Here is a 20,373-nt window from a genome sequence, read left to right on the forward strand (position 1 = left end):
GGCCTACGGGTGCTCGATCCGGCAGAGGCAGAAGGGATGCCCCGCCGGGTCGGCGTACACCTGGAAGTCCTTCTTCTCCCGGTCCTCCAGGTCCAGCGGCCGCGCCCCGAGCGCCAGCACCTTCTCGTGCGCCGCGTCGATCTCCTCCCACGTCGACCCGGCGTCGAAGTCGAGGTGGAACTGCTGTGAGTTGCGGTCCGCGCGCGGCCACTCGGGCGGGGTGAACCCCTCCGCCCGCTGGAAGGCGAGCCGCGGCCCGTCCGGCACCTGGAGGACGACCCACTCGTCGTCCTCCGCCCGAGGGGTGCCGCCGACGACCTGGGCGTAGAAGTCGGCGAGCGCGCGCGGGTCGGGGCAGTCGAGCACTACGGAACGCAAGCGGGCCACGGTCACGAAGGTTCCTCCTGGTTCGGCACGGAGTTCAGCAGGCGGGGTTCAGCAGGCACAGAGGCAGAACGGGTGCCCGGCCGGGTCGGCGTAAACCCGGAAGCTGCTGCCGCCCTCCTGGGCCAGGGGCTTCGCACCCAGCGCCAGCACCCCCTGCTCGGCGGCGTCGAGGTCGTCGACGACCAGGTCCAGATGGAACTGCTGCGACTTTTCGGGCGAGGGCCACTGGGGCGGTACGAATCCCTCGGCGGCCTGGAAGGCCAGCGGCTGACCGCCGGGCACCTTCAGGTCCACCCACTCTCCTTCTCCCTCGACCGTGCCGCCCAGGATCTCGGCGTAGAACCCGGCGAGCGCTCGCGGATCGGGACAGTCCAGGACGACGGCGCCCAGCTTGGCGAGAGCCATGACTTCCTCCTGTTACCTGTAGAAGGACTCTTCCAGTAACGGTTACTGCATGCTGCCGCATTGGCGGTAACGTCGCAAGGGTGAGTGACAGATCGGCCGCACCGGGAAGCCTGGCCCTGGTGGAGGCCCTGGTGAACACGCTGGACATCGAGTCGGGGGCGGACGCGCTCGACACGGTGGACGGTCGCGCGCCGTTCGGCCTGACCCCGGACGAGGTCCCCGCCGGGCGCGAACTGCGCGAGTCCCTGCGCGCCACGCTGCTCGCCCACGCCGGCCACCCGCCGCACGCGCCGGTCACACCCCTGGACGACCTGCTGGCGTCCGCGCCGCTGCGGGTGAGGGTCGACCCGGCGGACGGCTCCGCCGCCCTCGCCCCCGCCGACGCCGGCCCGCTCCGCTCCCGGGTCGCCGCCGCCGTCGCCCAGTCCCTCGTCGACGGCACCTGGACCCGCCTGAAGGCCTGCGAGAGCGAGACCTGCCACTGGGCGTACTACGACCGCAGCCCGGCCGGGCGCGGCCGCTGGTGCTCGATGCAGGTGTGCGGGGCGCGGGCGAAGATGCGGCGGTACCGCGCCAAGTAGTCCCGCACCCATTCCCCGGCCGCCGCACAGGCCGGTGGTGCAGAATGCAACAAGACGCCGGTTCGGCCGACTGAGCCTCGGCCGAACCGGCGTCGCCTATTGATCGTTCGTTCGCCCCCGGGCGCTTTCAGCCGTGCCCCTCGGCTCTCTCACGCCGTGGGGCGACCCATGGCCCGGTACGTCCAGCCGGCCTTCCGCCACAGTGCCGGGTCCAGGGCGTTGCGGCCGTCGAGTACGACACGCGCCGCCACGACCTCGCCGAGGGCCGCCGGGTCCAGCTCGCGGAACTCCCGCCACTCCGTCAGATGCAGGACGACGTCGGCGCCGCGCACCGCCTCCAGCGCCGTGTCCGCGTAGCCGAGGGTCGGGAAGACCCTGCGGGCGTTGTCCATGCCCTTCGGGTCGTACACCGTGACCTGGCCGCCCTGCAGGTGTATCTGGCCGGCCACGTTCAGCGCGGGGGAGTCGCGCACGTCGTCCGAGTCGGGCTTGAAGGTCGCGCCGAGCACCGCCACCCGCTTGCCCAGGAACGGTCCGCCGCCCAGCACCTGCCGGGCCAGCTCCACCATCTGCCCGCGCTGCCGCATGTTGATCGAGTCGATCTCGCGCAGGAAGGTCAGCGCCTGGTCGGCGCCCAGCTCACCCGCCCGCGCCATGAACGCCCGGATGTCCTTGGGCAGACAGCCGCCGCCGAAGCCGATGCCGGCCCGCAGGAACTTCCGGCCGATCCGGTCGTCGTACCCGATCGCCTCGGCGAGCTTGGCGACGTCGCCGCCGGAGGCCTCGCACATCTCCGCCATCGCGTTGATGAAGGAGATCTTGGTGGCCAGGAAGGAGTTCGCGGAGGTCTTCACCAGCTCCGCGGTCGGATAGTCCGTCACCACGAACGGCGTGCCCTCGACGAGCGGGGTCGCGTACACCTCCCGCAGCAGCTTCTCGGCCCGCTCGCTGCGTACGCCGACCACGATCCGGTCGGGGTGCAGGGTGTCGTCCACCGCGAAGCCCTCGCGCAGGAACTCCGGGTTCCAGGCGAGCTCGGCGTTCTCGCCGGCGGGGGCGTTCTCGGCCAGGAAGCGGGCTAGCCGGTCGGCCGACCCGACGGGCACGGTCGACTTGCCGACGACCAGGGCGGGCCGGGTCAGATGCGGGGCGAGGGAGGCGAAGGCGGACTCGACGTACGACATGTCCGCCGCGTACTCGCCGTGCCGCTGCGGGGTGTTGATGCACAGGAAGTGCACGTCGCCGAAGGCCCCCACCTCGGCCCAGTCCATGGTGAAGCGCAGCCGCCCCGTCGATCCCTCGATCCCGGCGACATGCCGGCGCAGCAGCTCCTCCAGCCCCGGCTCGTACATCGGGGCCTCGCCGCGCTCCAACTTCTCGATCTTCTCGGGCACGACGTCCAGCCCCAGCACCTCGAACCCCAGCTCGGCCATGGCCGCGGCGTGGGTGGCGCCGAGGTAGCCGGTGCCGATCACGGTGATCTTGAGGCTCATGGGGGCTCCAGTGGGGACGTGGTTCGCTGCGCTGCCCGAGCATATCCGGGGCATGCCACAGGCCTTCAGCGGGCAACTTTCCCGCTGTCGCCAAGCTCACGTATCACTCCCGTGGGCCGCCCCCTAAAATTTGAGTTACTTAACGGTAATTAGCGTCGGCAAGCGCAGTTTCTTTGGAGCGTGAGACACCTTGGCCGGATCGGCTGACTTCGACCTGTACCGCCCGTCCGAGGAGCACGACATGCTCCGCGACGCCATCCGCTCCCTGGCCGAGGCGAAGATCGCGCCGTACGCCGCCGCGGTGGACGAGGAGGCCCGCTTCCCGCGCGAGGCCCTCGAGGCCCTGGTCGCGAACGACCTGCACGCCGTGCACGTACCCGAGGAGTACGGCGGCGCTGGCGCGGACGCGCTGGCCACGGTCATCGTGATCGAGGAGGTGGCCCGCGTCTGCGCCTCCTCCTCCCTGATCCCGGCCGTGAACAAGCTGGGTTCCCTGCCCGTCATCCTCTCCGGCTCCGAGGAGCTGAAGAAGAAGTACATGACCCCGCTCGCCAAGGGCGACGGCATGTTCTCCTACTGCCTCTCCGAGCCGGACGCGGGCTCCGACGCGGCCGGCATGAAGACGAAGGCCGTACGCGACGGCGACCACTACGTGCTCAACGGCGTGAAGCGCTGGATCACCAACGCCGGCGAGTCCGAGTACTACACGGTGATGGCCGTGACGGACCCCGAGAAGCGCTCCAAGGGCATCTCGGCCTTCGTCGTCGAGAAGTCCGACGAGGGCGTCTCCTTCGGCGCGCCGGAGAAGAAGCTGGGCATCAAGGGCTCCCCGACCCGCGAGGTCTACCTGGACAACGTCCGCATCCCGGCGGACCGCATGATCGGCGACGAGGGCACCGGCTTCGCCACGGCGATGAAGACGCTGGACCACACCCGTATCACCATCGCCGCCCAGGCCCTCGGCATCGCCCAGGGCGCCCTCGACTACGCCAAGGGCTACGTCCAGGAGCGCAAGCAGTTCGGCAAGCCGATCGCCGACTTCCAGGGCATCCAGTTCATGCTCGCCGACATGGCCATGAAGATCTCGGCGGCCCGCGCCCTCACCTACCAGGCCGCGGCCGCCTCGCAGCGCGTCGACCGCGACCTGACCTTCCAGGGCGCCGCCGCGAAGTGCTTCGCCTCGGACGTGGCGATGGAGGTCACCACGGACGCGGTGCAGCTGCTGGGCGGGTACGGCTACACCCGCGACTACCCGGTCGAGCGCATGATGCGCGACGCGAAGATCACGCAGATCTACGAGGGCACGAACCAGGTCCAGCGGATCGTCATGGCCCGCAACCTGCCGTAACACCCACGCACGACGGCCCCCGGCGTCCCGTCGGGGGCCGTCGTGCGTCCGGGCTCAGTCGTCCAGGCCCTCCGCCGCCCGCTTCTCCCGCAGCTCCATGATCTCCCGGCGCCTGGCCAGGCGGTGGGTGCGGCGGATCTGGGCCTCCTGGTAGCGGCGCCTGTCCTTCTCCGTCTCCGGGAGCACCGGCGGCACCCGGCGGGGCCTGCCGTCGGCGTCGACCGCGGCGAAGACGAGGTAGGCGGAGCCCACCTGGGTGGGCGGGGTGGACTCGTTCCAGCGCTCGGCGAGGACCCGGACCCCGACCTCCATGGAGGTCCGCCCGGTCCAGTTGACCTGCGCCTTCACATGCACCAGGTCACCCACCCGGACCGGCTCCAGGAACGCCATCTCGTCCATCGACGCGGTGACGGCGGGCCCCCCGCTGTGCCGGCCGGCCACGGCTCCCGCGGCGTCGTCCACCAACTTCATGATCACCCCGCCGTGCACGGTGCCCAACAGGTTGGTGTCGTTGTGCGTCATGATGTGGCTGAGCGTGGTCCGCGACGCCGAGGTGGGCTTGCCCGGAATGTCCGCGCTGCCCGTTTCCGCAACGCCAGCCTGGTCTGTCATGGCCTCCACCTTATGCCGACGTGACATCTGCGGACTTTGTGTTGGGTTCGCAACAGCGGTGCCCTGATTTTCCTACGACCCTTGTAAAGGACCTGGCCAGCACCGGCACACTAAGCCCCATGAATGATTGGCCCGAGGCATGGTCCGACGACAACCGCGGCAACCGCTACGGACGCGGCAGCGCGAGCGCACAGCCCGACCCTGCCCGCGTGATGCGGCAGGTCCGCCGGCCCGCCTCGGACGCGTACGGGGGCTCCGGCCCGTCCGCGCCTCCGTACGGCGGCGGCGTGCCCCAGCAGCCCTCGTACCAGGGCGGCCAGGGATACGGTGACGACGCCGGTTATGACGGGTACGACAGCGGCTACAACACCGGCCACGTCTACGGGTCGCCGGGCGGCGGCGGACCGGGCGGTCCCGCAGGCCCCGGCGCGGTCCGGCCGCGGCCGAACTGGCGGCGCCGTATCAAGTGGACGGCGATCACCCTGGTCACCGTGCTGGTCGTGACGTCCGTCGCCACCTACTTCTGGGCCGACTCCAAGCTGCACCGGGACGTCGACCTGTCCAAGGTCGTCGACCGGCCCGCGTCGGGCGACGGCACCAACTACCTGATCGTCGGCTCCGACAGCCGCGCCGGCCTGTCCGCCGAGCAGAAGAAGAAGCTGCACACCGGCTCCGCCGAGGGCAAGCGGACCGACTCGATGATGATCCTGCACGTCGCTGACAACGGCGACGACGTGCTGATCTCCCTGCCCCGCGACTCGAACGTGACGATCCCCTCGTACAAGGGGTCGACGTCCGGCAAGCTCTACCCCGCCACCGGCCGGCAGACCAAGCTCAACGCCGCCTATGCGGAGGACGGCCCGACGCTGCTCGTCCGCACGGTCGAGGCCAACATGGGCCTGCACATCGACCACTACGTGGAGATCGGCTTCGCCGGCTTCGCGAACATCGTGGACGCGGTCGGCGGCGTGACCATCGACATCGACAAGGGCTTCAAGGACAAGTACTCGGGCGCCGACTTCAAGGCGGGCAAGCAGACGCTGAACGGCGAGCAGGCGCTGGCCTTCGTCCGCACCCGGCACGCCTTCGCCGCGAGCGACCTGCAGCGCACCAAGAACCAGCAGAAGTTCCTCTCCGCGCTGGCCCACCAGGTGGCCACCCCGTCGACGGTCCTGAACCCCTTCAAGCTCTACCCGACGATGGGCGCCGGCCTGGACTCCCTCACCGTCGACAAGGGCATGAGCCTGTGGGACCTGGCGTCCATGTTCTGGGCGATGAAGGGCGTCAACGGCGGCGACGGCACGTCGATGAACATGCCGATCTCCGGCTCGGTCGGCGGCAACCTCGTCTGGGACAAGGCGAAGGTGAAGACCCTGGTGGACGAGCTCAACAGCGACCAGAAGGTCACGGTCTCGAGTGACTGACAACAACAACGCCAGACCGCCCTTCGGGGCGGTTCTGTGCGACGTGGACAACGTGGTCCGCACCTTCGACTCAGCCCGCCTGGAGGCGCTGGAGCGAGCCGCGGGCATAGCCGAGGGCACGACGAAGAAGATCGCCTTCGCCCCCGGCATGGACCTTCCCCTGCTGCTCGGCGAGATCACCTCGCAGGAATGGGCGGAGGCGGTGGCGGACGGCCTCGCCGGTCTGGTCCCCGAGCCGCAGGCGGCGTACGACCTGGCCCGGGCGCTCCTGGAGTCCCCCTTCCACGCGGACGAGGAGGTGGTCGCCCTGCTGCGCCGGGCCCGGATCCGCGTCCCCCTGGTCCTCGTCTCCAACGCGGCCCTGGAACTGGAGTCCGACCTCGCCTCCCTCGGCCTGGCCGATCTCGCCGACCACGTCGTCAACAGCGCCCGCGTAGGCCTCGCCAAGCCGGACCCGCTCATCTACCGCCTGGCCGCCGACCTCGCCGGCACCAGCCCCGACCGCTGTCTGTTCATAGACGACAGCGAGGAGAACGTGGCAGCGGCCGAGGCCCTGGGCATGCACACGGTCCACTTCCACGAGCCGGCAGACCTGGAACAGGCCCTGCAGCCCCTGTTCACCTGATCCACATCTGCCCCGCAGCCGCCGACCCACCCACCGGTGGGCCGCGTTGGGCACCCCTGGCGAGAGGGGTGCCCAACGTGCTCAACGTGTCCGACGTAACGGCGTCGGCGTCGGCGTCGTCACATGGTGGCGCCCGCCATCGCGCGGCACATCTCGGCGCAGCGGCGACACGCCTCGGCACATCGCATCATCTGCGGATCGTCGGGCATGGCCATACACGCCTCGGCGCACATGTCACAGGCCCTGGCGCACATCGCGCACATCTCGGCCGCCATGGGGGAGCGGCGCATCATCATGTCCGCGCACATGCGGGTCATCTCGGAGCAGTCGATCAGCGCGCGCATGACCTGCATCTGCGCCTGCCCGCCCATCTGCATGCAGGAACTCATGGTCTCCTCGCACATGCTGTGGCAGGACATGCACGCCTCGACGCAGTCCTGCATCTCCTTGCTCATGGCGCTCATGGGTCCGGTCTGGGTCATGGCTCCTCCTGGGAGGGAGAGGGGCCCGGGGCGGGCCCCGTGTGCCTCCCGTCCTACGCCCTCCCCGACCCGGGCGCCATCGGGCGGACGCACTCAATCCGTATTCTTCGCCGCACACGGAACGGTCGAACACATTCCGTCACGCCGCCATTGGAGTTACGACTGGAGTTACGCCCAGAGTCACGACCTCAGCCCACGGCCCTACGGGCACACCACCTGATCCCCGGTCACCGCCTCGAACCGCCCCTGTGCCGCATCCTGCGCCCCCACCTTCCGCACCGCCGTGAAGTCCGCCCCCGCGATCACCTTCAGGGTCGGCCCGAGCCCCTTGACCGCGCGCAGCTCGCTGCCCGGCAGCGCGGCCGCCAGGGACCGGGCGGAGCGGTCCCAGCGGGGGTCGTACGCGACGACCGTCCGCTTCTGCGTGCGGTCGGCCGCGTTCACGGGCGTACGGGTCGTGGTGAAGCCGGCGCCCGCCAGCGCGCCGTCCACCCGCTTGCCGAGCCCGGCCGTGGCGGTGCCGTTCTCGACCTGGACACGGATCCGTTGCGGGGCCACCTCCACCTCGACCACCTTGGCGGCGGCCGGCCGGTGCACGGTGAGGGGTTTGTCGTCGCGGAGGCCGCGGAAGAGGGCCGCGGCCCGCGCGGTGTCCCACTTCACGGTCGAGCCGACGCCCTTGACGACGTATCCCATCTGGCCGACGGGGACGGTCGTGAACTCCGAGGAGGAGGGGGAGAAGTTGCGCATCGCCCGGCCCAGGTCGAGGAGTTCGTCCGTGCCGAAGCCCTTGTCGGCGCGGACCGAGCCCAGCACGGAGGTCGTGACGTCGCGGAACCGCATCGGGTTCAGCAGGGTCCCGGAGGACGTGGCGCGTTCGATCAGCGCGGCCAGGAAGCGCTGTTGGCGCTTCATCCGGCCGAGGTCGGAGGCGCCGTCGACATGGCGGGCCCGGACGTACTGCAGCGCCTGGCCGCCCAGGAGGGTGTGGGTGCCGGCGGGCAGGTTCAGACCGGTGTAGGCGTCCTTCAGGGGCGCGGGGGTGCAGATCCGCACTCCGCCGAGCACGTCGACGGTCCTCATGAAGCTGATGAAGTCGACCTCCAGATAGTGGTCGATCTTCACATGGGTCATGTTCTCGACGGTCCGCACGGTCAGGTTCGGACCGCCCTCGGCGTAGGCCGCGTTGAGCTTGGCGGGATGCGTGCCGTGTCCGTCGGAGTCCGGCACCTCGGCGTAGGAGTCGCGGGGCAGGCTCACCACGCTGGCCCGCTCCCGGTCCTCCGAGATGTGCACGATCATGATCGTGTCGGTGCAGTGGCAGGGCGCCCCGCCCAGGTGGTACCGGTGCCGCTCGCGTTCGGTGATCCGGTCCCGGCCGTCCGTGCCGACCAGCAGGAGGTTCATGCCGTTGCCGGCGCGCGGACGGTTCTTCATGTCCTTGAAGGGGTCGACCCGGGTGATGTCCGCGTCGAGGCTGGTGACCACCGCGTGCCCGATCCCGGCCGAGGCGAGGACGACGACGGAGAGCGTCGTCACCGCGCGCATCGCCCAGCGCGGCTTCCTGCGCGGCACGGGGGGCCGGGGCCTGCCGCCGCGCTGCTGCGGGGTGCGGGGCGGCCGGGTGGGGCGCTGCGGGCGGGAGGGGGCGGCGGACCGGGGCTGCGTGGGCAAGGGGGAACACCTCCGGGCGACGGCCGTACGTGGGATCGTGAGCACCGTAGGCCGATACGATCTGTGGCCCGGTCCGCCGCCCCGGCGGGGCGCGGAGCTGTCCCCCGTTCGCGGTAACGTGAGCACCGATGAACGCCAATTCCGACGTGCGGCTCCCCGCCGTGTCTGTGATCATGCCCGTCCTGGACGAGGAGCGGCATCTGCGCGGGGCCGTCGAAGCGATCCTCGCGCAGGAGTACGCCGGCGAGATGGAGGTCGTGATCGCCCTCGGTCCGTCCACGGACCGCACGGACGAGATCGCGGCCCAGCTCGTCGCCGAGACCGCGGCCGACGCGAACAAGCGCGTCCACACCGTGCCGAACCCGACGGGCCGTACACCCGCCGCCCTGAACGCCGCGATCAAGGCCTCCCGGCACCCGATCGTCGTCCGCGTCGACGGCCACGGCATGCTCTCCCCGAACTACATCGCCACCGCCGTACGGCTCCTGGAGGAGACCGGCGCGCAGAACGTCGGCGGCATCATGCACGCCGAGGGCGAGAACGCCTGGGAGCAGGGTGTGGCCGCCGCGATGACCTCGAAGATCGGTGTCGGCAACGCCGCCTTCCACACCGGCGGCGAGGCGGCCCCGGCCGAGACGGTCTACCTCGGTGTGTTCCGGCGCGAGGCGCTGGAGCGGCAGGGCGGCTACAACGAGGAGTTCATCCGCGCGCAGGACTGGGAGCTGAACTTCCGGATCCGCGAGGCGGGCGGGCTGATCTGGTTCTCGCCGGAGCTGAGGGTGTCGTACCGGCCGCGGCCGAGCGTGCGCGCGCTGGCCAAGCAGTACAAGGACTACGGCCGTTGGCGCCATGTCGTGGCCCGCTACCACGAGGGCTCCATCAACCTGCGCTACCTCGCCCCGCCGACGGCGCTGCTCGCCATCGCGGCGGGCCTCGTGGTGGGCGCGCTGGTCACCCCCTGGGCTCTGCTGATTCCCGGCGGCTACCTCGCGGCGATCGTCCTCGGCTCCGTCCCGGCCGGCCGGGGCCTGCCGCTGAAGGCCCGGCTGCAGATCCCCGTCGCCCTCGCGACCATGCACATGTCCTGGGGCTGGGGCTTTCTGACCAGCCCCAAGTCCCTCGCGAGGAAGGTCATCGCCTCCCGGCGCCCCGCGGTGCTCACCTCCAACTGAGCTCGGCGGGGCCTGAATTCGACCCGGACTACCAGGTGTAGTCCGGGTCGACGTGCATGCAGGCCGTGGTGTCCGCGCCGTTCAGGGCGCTCGCCGAACTCGGCGTGCTGTCGTCGTCGTCCGCGGCCGTGTATGTCGTACCCGACCGCCAGTCCGCGCCGACGACCACGGTGACCCCGTCGACGTCCGTGGACTTCTTCACCTGGGCGGTGGGGACGCCGAGGGCCGCCGCGACCCGCTGGGCGTCGCCCTTCAGGTCGGCGCTCGGGTAGCGGACGACGGTGATGTCCTCCCTCAGCGGCGCCGAGGAGTCCGCCACGGCCTCGTCGAAGCCCTTGCCGGCGAGCAGTTCGGCGACCGTCCGCGCCCGGCCGGGAACGGCGGCCTCGGTGGCGCCGCGGGTGCCGTTGCGCACCTGTACGGCGATCTTGTCGTCCGCGTGGGCCGGTCGGGCGGTGGCGGCCGGCCTGGTGGTCTTCTTCTTGTCCTTGCCGTCCAGCGCGATGTCCTCGCGCACCAGCCGGAACAGCTGCCGGGCCTCCTCGGTGGGCTCCACGCGGGCACCGACGTACCGGTTGGGCATGGTGGTCATGGTGATGCGCTCGGGCTTGACCCGCCGCAGCTCGTCGGCGAGGTCGTAGAGCTTCTTCACGGTGTCCAGGCCCGGGTCGACGGTGAGCGACTCGGTGGCCCGCTCGGCGAGCGTGCGGAGCTTGCCCGGGTTGCCCAGGGTGGCCTTGGCGCGCAGCTCGCGGATCATCGAGTTGAGGTACATGTGCTGCGCCTTGGCCCGGGCGAGATCGCTGCCGTCCTCGAAGCCGTAGCGGGTGCGCAGCCACTGCAGGGCCTGCTTGCCCTTGACGGAGGTGGTGCCCTTCTTGAGTTTGAGGCCCGAGCCGTGGCCGGTGGAGGTGTGCGAGTAGATGTCGGCGTCCACGCACACGGGCACCCCGCCGATCGCGTCGGCCATGGAGACCACGCCGGAGAAGTCGACCATCATGAAGTGGTCGATGTGGATGCCGGTGAGCTTCTCCCAGGTGGCGACCGTGCACCCCGGACCCCCGTGCCCGAGGCTCTGGTTGGTCATCACCCGTCCCTCGCTCGCCGGATGGACCTTCCCGCTGCCGGGATCGGTGCACTTCGGAATCCGTACGAGGGTGTCGCGCGGCATGCTGACGACCGACAGGCTGGTCCGGTCGGCGGACAGGTGCACCAGCATCTGGACATCGGCCAGCGGAGTGCCGCCGAAGGTCTCGCGCGCCCCGCCGAGCTTCTGGTTCTCCTTCGTGTCACGGGCGTCGGAGCCGATGAGCAACAGGTTCAGCGGGGTCTGGCCGGCGGTGTTCGGCGTCGGCGCGGGCGCCTTGTCGTCACCGAGGTTGAGGTCGGCCTGCTGGATGTTGGCGTTGAGGTGCCGGTAGTAGAGCCAGCCGGCGCAGGCCGTGCCCAGCAGCAGGGCGGCGAGGGTGGCCGCGGACCACGTGAGCACGCGTCGCCGCACGCTGTTCTGCCCCAATTTCCCGTACTCCCCACGCGTTTGGGCGCCCATGGCGGGCCCGCCGTACGTCCAGGAGACCTACGACGGACCCGTTGGGTTGCCCTGCTACCAGCGATAGGGCGCGTAGACGTCCATGCACTGGCCCTTGTCCGAGCCGTTGATGGCGTCCGAGCCCGCCGGCAGGTCGCCCGCCCTGGGAGCGGAGGCCTTCGGATACGTCGTACCGTCGCGCCAGTCGGCGCCCACGACGAGCGTGACACCGGAGACGTCGGTGGACTGCTTCACCGAACTCAGCGGAACACCGAGGGACTTGGCGATCCGCTGGGCGTCTCCCTGGAGTTCGGCGCTCGGGTAGCGCACCACGGTCCGCTGCGCGGTCAGGCCGCCCGTCACGTCCTTCGACGCCTTGGTGAAGCCTTTCTGCACCAGCGCCTGCGCGATGGTGCCGGCGCGTCCGGACACCGGGCCGAGCGTGGACGTGGCGGTGGCGTTCTGGACGGTGACGCCGATCTGGTCGTCCGGCGCCGAGGGGGCCTTGGTGGCCTCGGCGGTGGTCTTCTTCGCGCCCGACGCCTTGCCGTGCTTGTCGAAGGGCACGTCGTCGCGGAGCATCTGCCACATCTTGTCGGCGTTGGCGCCGTCGGGCACGAGGTGGTCCTTGTTCTGCGGGTCCTCGACGTTCGGCATCGTCAGGCTCGTGATGCGGTCCGTCGGCACCGACTTCAGCTGCATGCCCAGGTCGTAGAGCTTCTTGGGGGTGCCGATCTCCTCGGAGACCGTCAGGGACTTCGTGGCCGACTCGGCCAGGTCCATCAGCCGCCCGGTGTCGGTGAAGACGTTCTGGCCCTTGAGCGTGCGGATCATCGAGTTCAGGTACATGTGCTGGGCCTTGGCCCGCAGCGGGTCGCTGCCCCAGGCGTGCCGGGTGCGCAGCCACTGCAGCGCCTGCTTGCCCTTGACCTTGTGCGTGCCGGCCGTCAGCTTCAGCCCGGAGCCGCCGGGCACCGCGGCCGTCGGCCGGTCCCACACGCTCTGCCGCACACAGACGTCGACGCCGCCGATGGCGTCCGCCATCTGCACCACGCCCGAGAAGTCGATCGTGATCCAGTGGTCGATGTAGACCCCGGTGAGGTTCTCCCAGGTGGCCAGCGTGCAGCCGGCGCCGCCGCGGGCCAGCGACTCGTTGATGATGGTGTTGGTCGCCGGGTAGACCTTGCCGGTCTTGGGGTCGGTGCACTTGGGGATGTCGACCCGGGTGTCGCGGGGGATGCTCACCATCGCGGCGCTCTTGCGGTCCGCGGACAGGTGGATCAGCATCTGCACGTCGCCGAGGGGCGGGCTGCCCCGGTCGTACCTGGCGCCGCCGAGTTTCACGTTCTCGTCGGAGTTACGGCTGTCGGAGCCGATCAGCAGGATGTTCAACGGCGTCTGGCCGGCCGCGTTGGCCCTGCTCTTCTGCGCCTTGGCGTCGCCGCTGCTGCGCTCGCCCTTGTGGATGTTGCCGTTGAGGTGCTCGTAGTACAGGTATCCGGCGCCGGCCGTCCCGAGTATCAGCACCGCCAGCGTGGTCGCCGACCATCTCAGCACCCGGCGCCCGCGCCGCCGCGGCTCCCGCCGCCGGTGCCCCGACCCTGGCCCGTCCCCCGATCTGCCGGAGCCGTCCTCCCGCGCGACCGCGTGATCCTGCGCACCGCGCCGGACGCCCCCTCGCGTCCCCTCCGCGCGCACACTGCTCTGCGTCATTCCCCGTCCTCCCCACCCTTGCGCCATGAAACGGGCCTGTCGTGCGTCCTGTTAGACGCACGACAGGCCCCTCAGGTCACTTGGCGCACTCGACCTTGTCGGCCGTGGACTTCTGGACCCCCGCCGGTGCCGTCCCCGAGGAGGCGTTCAGCTTCACCCCGGCTCCCTTGAAGTCCTTGCCCAGGGTCAGTGTGATCGTCGGCAGTCCCTGGTCGTTGAGCACGCTCTTGCCCGGCTTCATCGCCGCGCCCGACAGGCCCATGATGTCGGCCAGGCGGCGTGCCTGGTCGGCCTGGTCCGGACCGTACTCCAGCGTCGTCTTCGCCAGCACGGCGTCCGCGTTGCCGTCGTTCGACGACTTCAGCACACCGGCCTCGTTCTGCAGGTAGTTCAGCTCCGCCTGGGCGCTGCCGGAGTCGGCACCGCCGTTGAGGATCCGTACCCGGACCGCGGAGGCGGCCGACTTGGGGCCCTTCAGGCGGGCGGCCACCGCGGCGGCCTCCTTCTTCTGCTGCGCCTTGACCGCGGTGAACGACACATCGTTCTTGATCATCTGGAAGACCTGCTGGGCCGGCGCCTGGTTGAGGACGACGGTCGCCTTCACCTTCTCCGCCGGGTTGTCGACCACCGGCACGGTGGTGAACGTCAGGTTCTTCGGGTTGAGCTTGCCGAGTTCCAGACCGAGGTCCTTCAGCTTGCCGATGCTCTTGAGGTTGTCGTCGACGGTCAGCGCCTTGGTTCCCGCCTCGGCGACCTTGATCATCTTCGCCGGGTTGGTGAGCGTGTCGTTCGACTTCAGCTTGCGCATCAGGGCGCTGAGGAACTGCTGCTGCAGCGTGATCCGGCTCAGGTCGCCGCCGAAGCCGACCGCGTGCCGGGTGCGCACGAACGCGAGCGCGGTCTCGCCCTCGATGTGCCGCATGCCCTTCTTCAGGTTCAGGTGCGACTTGGGGTCGTCGATGTCCTTGCCCAGGCACACGTCGACGCCGCCGACCGCGGTGGTGAGCGTCTTGACCGCGTTGAAGTCGGCGACCATGAAGTTGTCGGGCGTGATGCCCGTCAGTTCCGTGACGGTGCGCGCGACACAGCTCGGCGTACGGTCGTCCTGGCCGAGGCTGGTGTTGAAGCGGACTTCGCTGGTGCCGCCGATGACCTTCTGGGTGCCGTCGGCCAGGGTGGTCGGACAGTCCGGGACGTCGGTGATCAGGTCACGGGGGATGCTGAGCGCGGTCGCGTTCGAGCGGTCCTTGGAGACGTGCAGCAGGATCGTCGTGTCCGCGTGGCCGACGCTGCCCGCGTCGCCGTACTTGTTGTTGCCCTTGCCGGTGCGCTTGTCGGTGCCGATCAGCAGGATGTTGATCGCCTTGCCCTTGCTGAAGCCGCCGGTGCTCGCGCCGTCGTCGGAGACGGATGTGATGTTGCCGTTCAGGTGCTCGATGTAGAGGTAGGCGGCGCCGGCCGTGCCGACCAGGACGAAGGCCATCGTCCCGCCGGTCCACAGCAGGATCTTCTTGCCCCTGCCCTTCTTCTTCACCGGCCGGCGTCCGCGCCGCCCGGGCAACGGCTCCTCGGGCGCGCCACGGCGCCGGCGCGGACCCGGGACCTCACGGCCGGGCAGCCGGTCGGGCGTGACCGTACGGCTGCGCACGCCGGCCCCCGCGTCCCGCGGGGCGGATCTGCGCGGACCGGGTACCGCCGACTGCGGTGCGGAAGGGCTCAGTCGCAGTTCGTATTCGCCGGTGGTCGGATTGAGCACCCACTGGTCTGCGGGATCGATGTCGTCCGCCCGCCCACGGCCTGTCGCGTCCACGGTTGTCCGATTCCTCCGTCGGGGCGCGGCGCCTGTCCCCCCTCAAGGCGCTCGGGTCTCGGTCTCACAGTGCACAAGCCCATACGGCCGAGGGCACCGGATCGCTCACACTATCCGCCCTGTTCGGCACCCAATGACGGCGGTGGGAAATTCCACGCCCCGACGGGGGCCAATTCGTCCTTTTTCTCGGACATAAGTGCGACGATTTGACAATCCCTTTACTTGCAGGTGTCTTCTGCCGCGGTGTTTCCCCGGAACGTCGGTGCGGGCGAAACCCCGTTCGACGGCTCATCCGCCCCCATTGCTCCGGACTTTCCGTCGCCGATTCCGTACGCGCCGTAGCCGTAAGGCCCCTCGGCCGAATCCGAATTGCCGCTCTTTGCGCCGGAATTCCCCGGGGTCGCCCGGGCCACCTTCACCGGCTGGTCCGCGCGCAGCCGGTCGAACAGCTTCCGCGCCTCCGGCTCCACCAGCTGGTCGCGGTTGGCGTCGTACACATACGACTCCCGCGGAACCGTGAGGAATTGCACCCGTTTCGTGGGGATGTCACGCAGCCCCCGCACGAGGTCGTACAGGCCCCGCAGGCTCGCCAGACCCGGGTCGGCGGTCAGTGACGAGGTGGCCGCGTCCAGCACGGGATACAGCTTCACCGGATTCAGCAGTACGTCGTTGCCGCGCACCTTGTTGACGAGCGCGCCCAGGAACCGCTGCTGACGGTCCATCCGGTCCGTGTCGCTCCCGTCGCCCAGCGACTTGCGCGCCCGCACATAGCCCAGGGCCTGCTCCCCGTCGAGCGTCACCCGCCCCGCGGGCAGCCGCAGCTTGGCGTCGCGGTCGTCGATGGGCTCCTTCAGGCAGACGCGCACCCCGTCGACGGCGTCGACCATCTCCTTGAACCCGTGGAAGTCGACGACGACGTGATGGTCGATCCGCACGTCCGTCAGCTGCTCCACGGTCCGGATCGTGCAGGCCGAACCCCCCGTCTCGAACGCGGAGTTGAACATCGTGAACGCCGGCTCGGAGCGCGTCCCGTCGGGCCGCAGACAGGCCGGGACGTCCACCATCAGATCCCGCGGCAGCGACACGGCGGTGACCGTGTGACGCCCCGCCGACAGATGCAGCAGGATCGTCGTGTCCGACCGCTCGGTCCCCGAGTCGCGCCCGTAGCGGGCGTTGCCGTCCCCGGAGCGCGAGTCCGAACCGATCACCAGGATGTTCTGCGCGTCCTTGACGAGCGACGTGGGCCGCTCCTTCTCGAACCGGGCGAGCTCGGCGGCGGCGGCCTCGTCGGCGGTGATGTTCCCGTCCAGCTTGAGATAGACGCCCCATCCGACCCCGACCGCGGCGACGACGACCACCGCGACACCGAGCCCGCCGGCCCGGACCCACCTGCGCCGGCGCCGCCGTACCAGCCCCTTGCCCGTGGCCGACGACCCGGCACCGGGACCACGGGAGCTGACGCTGTCGTTCACGCGCGGGCCCACCCCTCATGGCGTACGGACGTGTGGCTCCTACGACCATGACCCGCAGGGGGAGAGGGGGGCGGGCGTTAGTGCACCGTTCGGGTGACGGAGACCCGCTCGCTCTCGATCCGCCGGGCCAGTCCCTCGGCGTCCAGCTCCTGAAGGTGCCGGCACAGCACCACGGACCCGCCTACGGCGAGCGGCCCGTACAGCCCGGCGTTGAGGCCCTCCCAGGTGTCGTAGGGCAGCCCGGACAGGATCCGCGACCCCGGCCCGGTCAGCCCCAGCCCCGTCGCCTCCTCCCGCGCCCGCTCCACGACCTCCGCCCCGCTGAACTCCCGCCCGGCCACGATCAGCGCGGGCTCCTCGGGAACCACCGGGGCGAACGCCACGAACCGGTCCCCCTGGCTCGGCGCCTCGACGGCGTAGTCGACGAAGCCGTCCGGCACCTGCGGGAACCGCCCGCCCAGCGGCCGCAGCGCGAGCGCGACCCGCTCCCCCTTGCAGGCCCGAGCCGCCTGAAGGGAATCCGGCCCGCTCACCACCACGGCGGCCGCCGCCGCGTTCCCGTCCACGTCCGCAAGCACCCCGACCGACGCGCACGCCAGCAGCCACACGGCGGTCTGCCAGTGCGCCGGCAGCAGCAGCGCCACCCGGTCGCCGGGCCCGGCGCCGAGGTCGCCCTGGAGGAGGTTCGCGGTCTTGGCCACCCAATTGGCGAAGGTGGCCACGGACAGTTCGACCCGCTCACCCGTGGCGTCGTCGTAGAAGGTCACCAAGGGGCGTGCGGGATCCGCGGCGAGCGCGGAAGACAGCAGGTCGGCAGGGGTGCGATCACTGGCGTTCACCCGCGCAAGGGTACGCGCGCACCCGCCCGCGCACCCAGGCGAGGCGCCACCGGTTCGGACGAACGGGAGCCGACGAACCGTCAGTTCCGCAATAGACATATATGTCTGACTATGTTCAAGATCAGGGGCATGCGTGGATTCCTTGCTTCTACGATCGCCTCCTCGATCGGCGTCAGCTGCGCGGCCGCCCTGGTCCTCCCGCTCGCCCCGCCCGCGACCGCCGCCCCGACGAGCCCGGCGTCGCCGCCCGGCGCGAGATCCGCGCGGCCGGCGGCCCTGCCGAACGCCCCCGACGCCGCCGTCCCCGGCAGTACCCAGTCACTCGCCCTCGTCCCCGTCGCCCGTGCCCGCGCCCGGGGCCCGGCCACCGCCGAACAGGGCCTGACCCGCGACGACGTACGGCACTTCGCCCTCGTCGGAGTGGTCTGGGACGACCCCGACACCCCGCTCCACGGCCGGGTCCAGGTCCGCACCCGCTCCACCCGCGACGGCGCCTGGAGCGGCTGGCGGGACCTGGAGACCCACAACGACGACGCGGCCGACCCCGGCGCCGCCGAGCGCGCCTCCGGTCGGGTCCGCGGCTCCACCGCCCCCTTGTGGGTCGGGGAATCCGACGGTGTGGACGTGCGCGTCCGCGCCGAGAGGCGGCACCGTACGGGCGGGACGGCCCGCGGCGCCCGTACCGGCACGGCCGAGGGCCCGCTGCCCTCGGGGCTGCGCCTGGAACTCGTCGATCCCGGCGACCCGCCCCCGAACCGCGCCCAGGGCCGCGGCGCCACCGAGATCCCGGCCCTGACCAAGGCCGCCACCGAGGGCGAACTGCGGACGCTCTCCGGCGTCGCGTTGACGCCCCGTCAACGCGCCAACCCCTACATCGGCCCGCGCCCGCGCATCGTCACCCGGCGCGGCTGGGGCGCCGACGAGAAGCTGCGCGAGAGGGGGTTCGTCTACACGAAGAAGGTCAAGGCGGCCTTCGTGCACCACACCGTGTCGGGCAACGGGTACCAGTGCTCCCAGGCGGCCTCCGTCATCCGCGGTATCTACCGCTACCACGTCCGGAGCATGGGCTGGCGCGACATCGGCTACAACTTCCTCGTCGACAAGTGCGGAACCATCTACGAGGGCAGGGCCGGCGGTGTGGCGAAACCCGTGCTGGGCGCCCACACCCTCGGTTTCAACACCAACAGCATGGGGATCGCCGTCCTCGGCAGCTTCGGCTCGGCGAAGCCGCCGGCGGCGGTGCTCGACGCCATCGCCCGCCTGACGGCCTGGAAACTCGGTCTCTACGCGGCCGATCCGCAAGGCAAGACATATCTCACCTCCGGGGGTGGCAATCTCTACCGAAAAGGGAAGAACGTACGACTGAACGTGATCTCCGGCCATCGTGACGGTTTCGCCACGGAGTGCCCGGGCCGCCGGCTCTACAGCAAGCTCGGCACGGCCCGCTCGACCGCGGCCCGCTATCAGGGCCGTTGACGCCGGGAGGGGACCCGCGTTCACCGCCGTCGGGGGACATGGAGCGGAACCGACACACGCCACCGGGCCGTCGAAGGCGTCGCGCGACGATCTGCATACACTGGCCGGCCAAAGGACATTTCGGCCGGTCCCGGCAGGAAGCAGAGACGACAGGTGACAGAAGCGATCCTCCTGGTCGGCGGCAAGGGCACGCGGCTGCGTCCGCTCACGGTGCACACACCGAAGCCCATGGTCCGGGCGGCCGGGGTCCCCTTCCTCACACATCAGTTGGCGAGAGCGAGAGCGGCGGGCGTCGAACACATCGTCCTCGCCACCTCCTACCTCGCCGAGGTGTTCGAACCGTACTTCGGCGACGGCTCGTCGCTGGGGCTGCACCTCGAGTACGTGACGGAGGAGGAGCCCCTCGGCACGGGCGGCGCCATCCGCAACGTGGCCTCCCGCCTCCACTCGGGTCCCGACGACCCCGTCCTGATCTTCAACGGCGACATCCTCACCGGCCTGAACATCGGGGCGCTCGTCGACACCCACGAGACGACCGGCGCCGACGTCTCCCTGCACCTCACCAAGGTGACCGACCCCCGCGCCTACGGTCTGGTCCCCACCGACGACACGGGCCGGGTCCTGGCGTTCCTGGAGAAGCCGCAGACCCCCGAGGAGATCGTCACCGACCAGATCAACGCGGGGGCGTACGTCTTCCGCCGCTCGGTCATCGACACGATCCCGCAGGGCCGCCCGGTCTCGGTGGAGCGCGAGACGTTCCCCGAACTGCTGTCGACGGGGGCCCATCTGCAGGGCATGGTCGACTCCACCTACTGGCTGGACCTCGGCACCCCGGCGGCCTTCGTCCGCGGCTCCGCGGACCTGGTCCTGGGCCGGGCCCCGTCACCCGCCGTACCGGGCCGCTGCGGCGACCGCCTGATCCTCCCGACGGCCACGGTCGCCCCGGACGCGAAGCTGACCGGCGGCACGGTGGTCGGCGAGGGGGCGTTCGTCGCCGAGGGCGCCCGGGTCTTCGGCTCGACCATCCTGCCGGGTGCCGTCATCGAACCCGGCGCCGTCATCACCGACTCCCTCATCGGCACCCGCGCCCGCGTCGGCGAACGCTCGGTCCTCACCGGCACGGTCATCGGCGACGGCGCGGTGATCGGCGCCGACAACGAACTGCGGGACGGCATGCGGGTGTGGTGCGACGCGAGGATCCCGGCGGGGGCGGTGAGGTTCTCCTCGGACCAGTAGGGATGCGGGCCGGATCACCCAGCCCTTCTTTTGAGCCCGCCCGGAGTCCGGCGATCGGTGCTTCTTCTTCCGCCCGGCGATCGGTTTTTCAGCCCG

Annotated in this window: 18 protein-coding genes; 7 read left to right on the forward strand and 11 right to left on the reverse strand. The window is 70.6% G+C overall.

What is annotated here, in order from left to right; translation table 11 throughout:
- Positions 1–3: 3 nt before the first annotated feature.
- Both ABZ453_RS36350 and ABZ453_RS36355 read right to left on the reverse strand, forming a co-directional pair.
- Positions 4–387, reverse strand: coding sequence for a VOC family protein (locus ABZ453_RS36350; RefSeq protein WP_359021960.1), 384 nt, complete (start codon positions 385–387; stop codon positions 4–6).
- A 48-nt stretch (positions 388–435) separates the two neighbouring features.
- The gene (locus ABZ453_RS36355; RefSeq protein WP_359021899.1) at positions 436–792 is read right to left on the reverse strand and encodes a VOC family protein; all 357 of its coding nucleotides are present in this window, start codon (positions 790–792) and stop codon (positions 436–438) included.
- A gap of 80 nt (positions 793–872) precedes the next feature.
- On the opposite strand from ABZ453_RS36355, the gene ABZ453_RS36360 reads away from it, so the two are divergent.
- Positions 873–1,373 (forward strand): CGNR zinc finger domain-containing protein, encoded by a 501-nt coding sequence (locus ABZ453_RS36360; RefSeq protein WP_359021901.1) that lies wholly within the window; start codon positions 873–875, stop codon positions 1,371–1,373.
- 149 nt (positions 1,374–1,522) lie between these two features.
- Here ABZ453_RS36360 and ABZ453_RS36365 read toward each other — a convergent pair whose 3' ends face one another.
- Positions 1,523–2,866 carry a UDP-glucose/GDP-mannose dehydrogenase family protein gene (locus tag ABZ453_RS36365; protein WP_359021903.1) on the reverse strand — a complete coding sequence of 448 codons (1,344 nt, stop codon included), beginning with the start codon at positions 2,864–2,866 and terminating at the stop codon, positions 1,523–1,525.
- 190 nt (positions 2,867–3,056) lie between these two features.
- On the opposite strand from ABZ453_RS36365, the gene ABZ453_RS36370 reads away from it, so the two are divergent.
- Positions 3,057–4,214: an acyl-CoA dehydrogenase gene (locus ABZ453_RS36370; RefSeq protein ID WP_359021905.1), complete on the forward strand. Its 1,158-nt coding sequence runs from the start codon at positions 3,057–3,059 to the stop codon at positions 4,212–4,214.
- A 54-nt stretch (positions 4,215–4,268) separates the two neighbouring features.
- Here ABZ453_RS36370 and ABZ453_RS36375 read toward each other — a convergent pair whose 3' ends face one another.
- Positions 4,269–4,826: an acyl-CoA thioesterase gene (locus ABZ453_RS36375; RefSeq protein ID WP_359021907.1), complete on the reverse strand. Its 558-nt coding sequence runs from the start codon at positions 4,824–4,826 to the stop codon at positions 4,269–4,271.
- A 119-nt stretch (positions 4,827–4,945) separates the two neighbouring features.
- On the opposite strand from ABZ453_RS36375, the gene ABZ453_RS36380 reads away from it, so the two are divergent.
- Positions 4,946–6,250 (forward strand): LCP family protein, encoded by a 1,305-nt coding sequence (locus ABZ453_RS36380; RefSeq protein ID WP_359021909.1) that lies wholly within the window; start codon positions 4,946–4,948, stop codon positions 6,248–6,250.
- The gene (locus ABZ453_RS36385; RefSeq protein WP_359021911.1) at positions 6,243–6,875 is read left to right on the forward strand and encodes an HAD family phosphatase; all 633 of its coding nucleotides are present in this window, start codon (positions 6,243–6,245) and stop codon (positions 6,873–6,875) included. The genes ABZ453_RS36380 and ABZ453_RS36385 overlap by 8 nt, the downstream gene beginning before the upstream one ends.
- Before the next feature lie 119 nt (positions 6,876–6,994).
- Here ABZ453_RS36385 and ABZ453_RS36390 read toward each other — a convergent pair whose 3' ends face one another.
- Together ABZ453_RS36390 and ABZ453_RS36395 are read right to left on the reverse strand one after the other, a co-directional pair.
- Positions 6,995–7,357 (reverse strand): four-helix bundle copper-binding protein, encoded by a 363-nt coding sequence (locus ABZ453_RS36390; RefSeq protein WP_133045986.1) that lies wholly within the window; start codon positions 7,355–7,357, stop codon positions 6,995–6,997.
- A 201-nt stretch (positions 7,358–7,558) separates the two neighbouring features.
- Positions 7,559–9,031: an LCP family protein gene (locus ABZ453_RS36395; protein ID WP_359021913.1), complete on the reverse strand. Its 1,473-nt coding sequence runs from the start codon at positions 9,029–9,031 to the stop codon at positions 7,559–7,561.
- A gap of 128 nt (positions 9,032–9,159) precedes the next feature.
- On the opposite strand from ABZ453_RS36395, the gene ABZ453_RS36400 reads away from it, so the two are divergent.
- On the forward strand, positions 9,160–10,203 hold the full coding sequence (locus ABZ453_RS36400) for a glycosyltransferase family 2 protein (RefSeq protein ID WP_359021915.1): 1,044 nt from the start codon (positions 9,160–9,162) through the stop codon (positions 10,201–10,203).
- A 28-nt stretch (positions 10,204–10,231) separates the two neighbouring features.
- Here the strand turns inward: ABZ453_RS36400 and ABZ453_RS36405 are convergent, their stop codons facing one another.
- The 5 genes from ABZ453_RS36405 to ABZ453_RS36425 all read right to left on the reverse strand — a co-directional run bounded on the left by ABZ453_RS36405 (position 10,232) and on the right by ABZ453_RS36425 (position 17,565).
- The gene (locus tag ABZ453_RS36405; RefSeq protein WP_359021917.1) at positions 10,232–11,752 is read right to left on the reverse strand and encodes an LCP family protein; all 1,521 of its coding nucleotides are present in this window, start codon (positions 11,750–11,752) and stop codon (positions 10,232–10,234) included.
- Between the two features lie 54 nt (positions 11,753–11,806).
- Positions 11,807–13,444, reverse strand: a complete 1,638-nt coding sequence (locus ABZ453_RS36410) for an LCP family protein (protein ID WP_359021919.1) — start codon at positions 13,442–13,444, stop codon at positions 11,807–11,809.
- Positions 13,445–13,520: 76 nt separating this feature from the next.
- Positions 13,521–15,254 carry an LCP family protein gene (locus ABZ453_RS36415; RefSeq protein ID WP_359021921.1) on the reverse strand — a complete coding sequence of 578 codons (1,734 nt, stop codon included), beginning with the start codon at positions 15,252–15,254 and terminating at the stop codon, positions 13,521–13,523.
- A gap of 218 nt (positions 15,255–15,472) precedes the next feature.
- Complete coding sequence (locus ABZ453_RS36420) at positions 15,473–16,726, reverse strand: LCP family protein (protein ID WP_359021923.1); 1,254 nt, start codon at positions 16,724–16,726, stop codon at positions 15,473–15,475.
- A 77-nt stretch (positions 16,727–16,803) separates the two neighbouring features.
- On the reverse strand, positions 16,804–17,565 hold the full coding sequence (locus tag ABZ453_RS36425) for a TIGR03089 family protein (RefSeq protein WP_359021925.1): 762 nt from the start codon (positions 17,563–17,565) through the stop codon (positions 16,804–16,806).
- A 129-nt stretch (positions 17,566–17,694) separates the two neighbouring features.
- Here ABZ453_RS36425 and ABZ453_RS36430 point away from each other — a divergent pair, with 129 nt between their 5' ends.
- Together ABZ453_RS36430 and ABZ453_RS36435 are read left to right on the forward strand one after the other, a co-directional pair.
- Positions 17,695–19,041 carry an N-acetylmuramoyl-L-alanine amidase gene (locus ABZ453_RS36430; RefSeq protein ID WP_359021927.1) on the forward strand — a complete coding sequence of 449 codons (1,347 nt, stop codon included), beginning with the start codon at positions 17,695–17,697 and terminating at the stop codon, positions 19,039–19,041.
- Between the two features lie 153 nt (positions 19,042–19,194).
- Positions 19,195–20,277 carry an NDP-sugar synthase gene (locus ABZ453_RS36435; protein ID WP_359021929.1) on the forward strand — a complete coding sequence of 361 codons (1,083 nt, stop codon included), beginning with the start codon at positions 19,195–19,197 and terminating at the stop codon, positions 20,275–20,277.
- Positions 20,278–20,373: the final 96 nt, after the last annotated feature.

This window comes from Streptomyces sp. NPDC005799 (assembly GCF_040630525.1).
Classification (GTDB): Bacteria; Actinomycetota; Actinomycetes; order Streptomycetales; family Streptomycetaceae; genus Streptomyces; species Streptomyces griseorubiginosus_B.

Excerpts from the sequence above, each read along its gene's own strand:
- ABZ453_RS36390 (WP_133045986.1), bottom strand. The coding sequence starts at position 7,357 with ATGACCCAGACCGGACCCATGAGCGCCATGAGCAAGGAGATGCAGGAC.
- ABZ453_RS36365 (WP_359021903.1), bottom strand. The coding sequence starts at position 2,866 with ATGAGCCTCAAGATCACCGTGATCGGCACCGGCTACCTCGGCGCCACC.
- ABZ453_RS36410 (WP_359021919.1), bottom strand. The coding sequence starts at position 13,444 with ATGACGCAGAGCAGTGTGCGCGCGGAGGGGACGCGAGGGGGCGTCCGG.
- ABZ453_RS36400 (WP_359021915.1), top strand. The coding sequence starts at position 9,160 with ATGAACGCCAATTCCGACGTGCGGCTCCCCGCCGTGTCTGTGATCATG.
- ABZ453_RS36355 (WP_359021899.1), bottom strand. The coding sequence starts at position 792 with ATGGCTCTCGCCAAGCTGGGCGCCGTCGTCCTGGACTGTCCCGATCCG.
- ABZ453_RS36380 (WP_359021909.1), top strand. The coding sequence starts at position 4,946 with ATGAATGATTGGCCCGAGGCATGGTCCGACGACAACCGCGGCAACCGC.
- ABZ453_RS36375 (WP_359021907.1), bottom strand. The coding sequence starts at position 4,826 with ATGACAGACCAGGCTGGCGTTGCGGAAACGGGCAGCGCGGACATTCCG.
- ABZ453_RS36430 (WP_359021927.1), top strand. The coding sequence starts at position 17,695 with ATGCGTGGATTCCTTGCTTCTACGATCGCCTCCTCGATCGGCGTCAGC.
- ABZ453_RS36405 (WP_359021917.1), bottom strand. The coding sequence starts at position 11,752 with ATGGGCGCCCAAACGCGTGGGGAGTACGGGAAATTGGGGCAGAACAGC.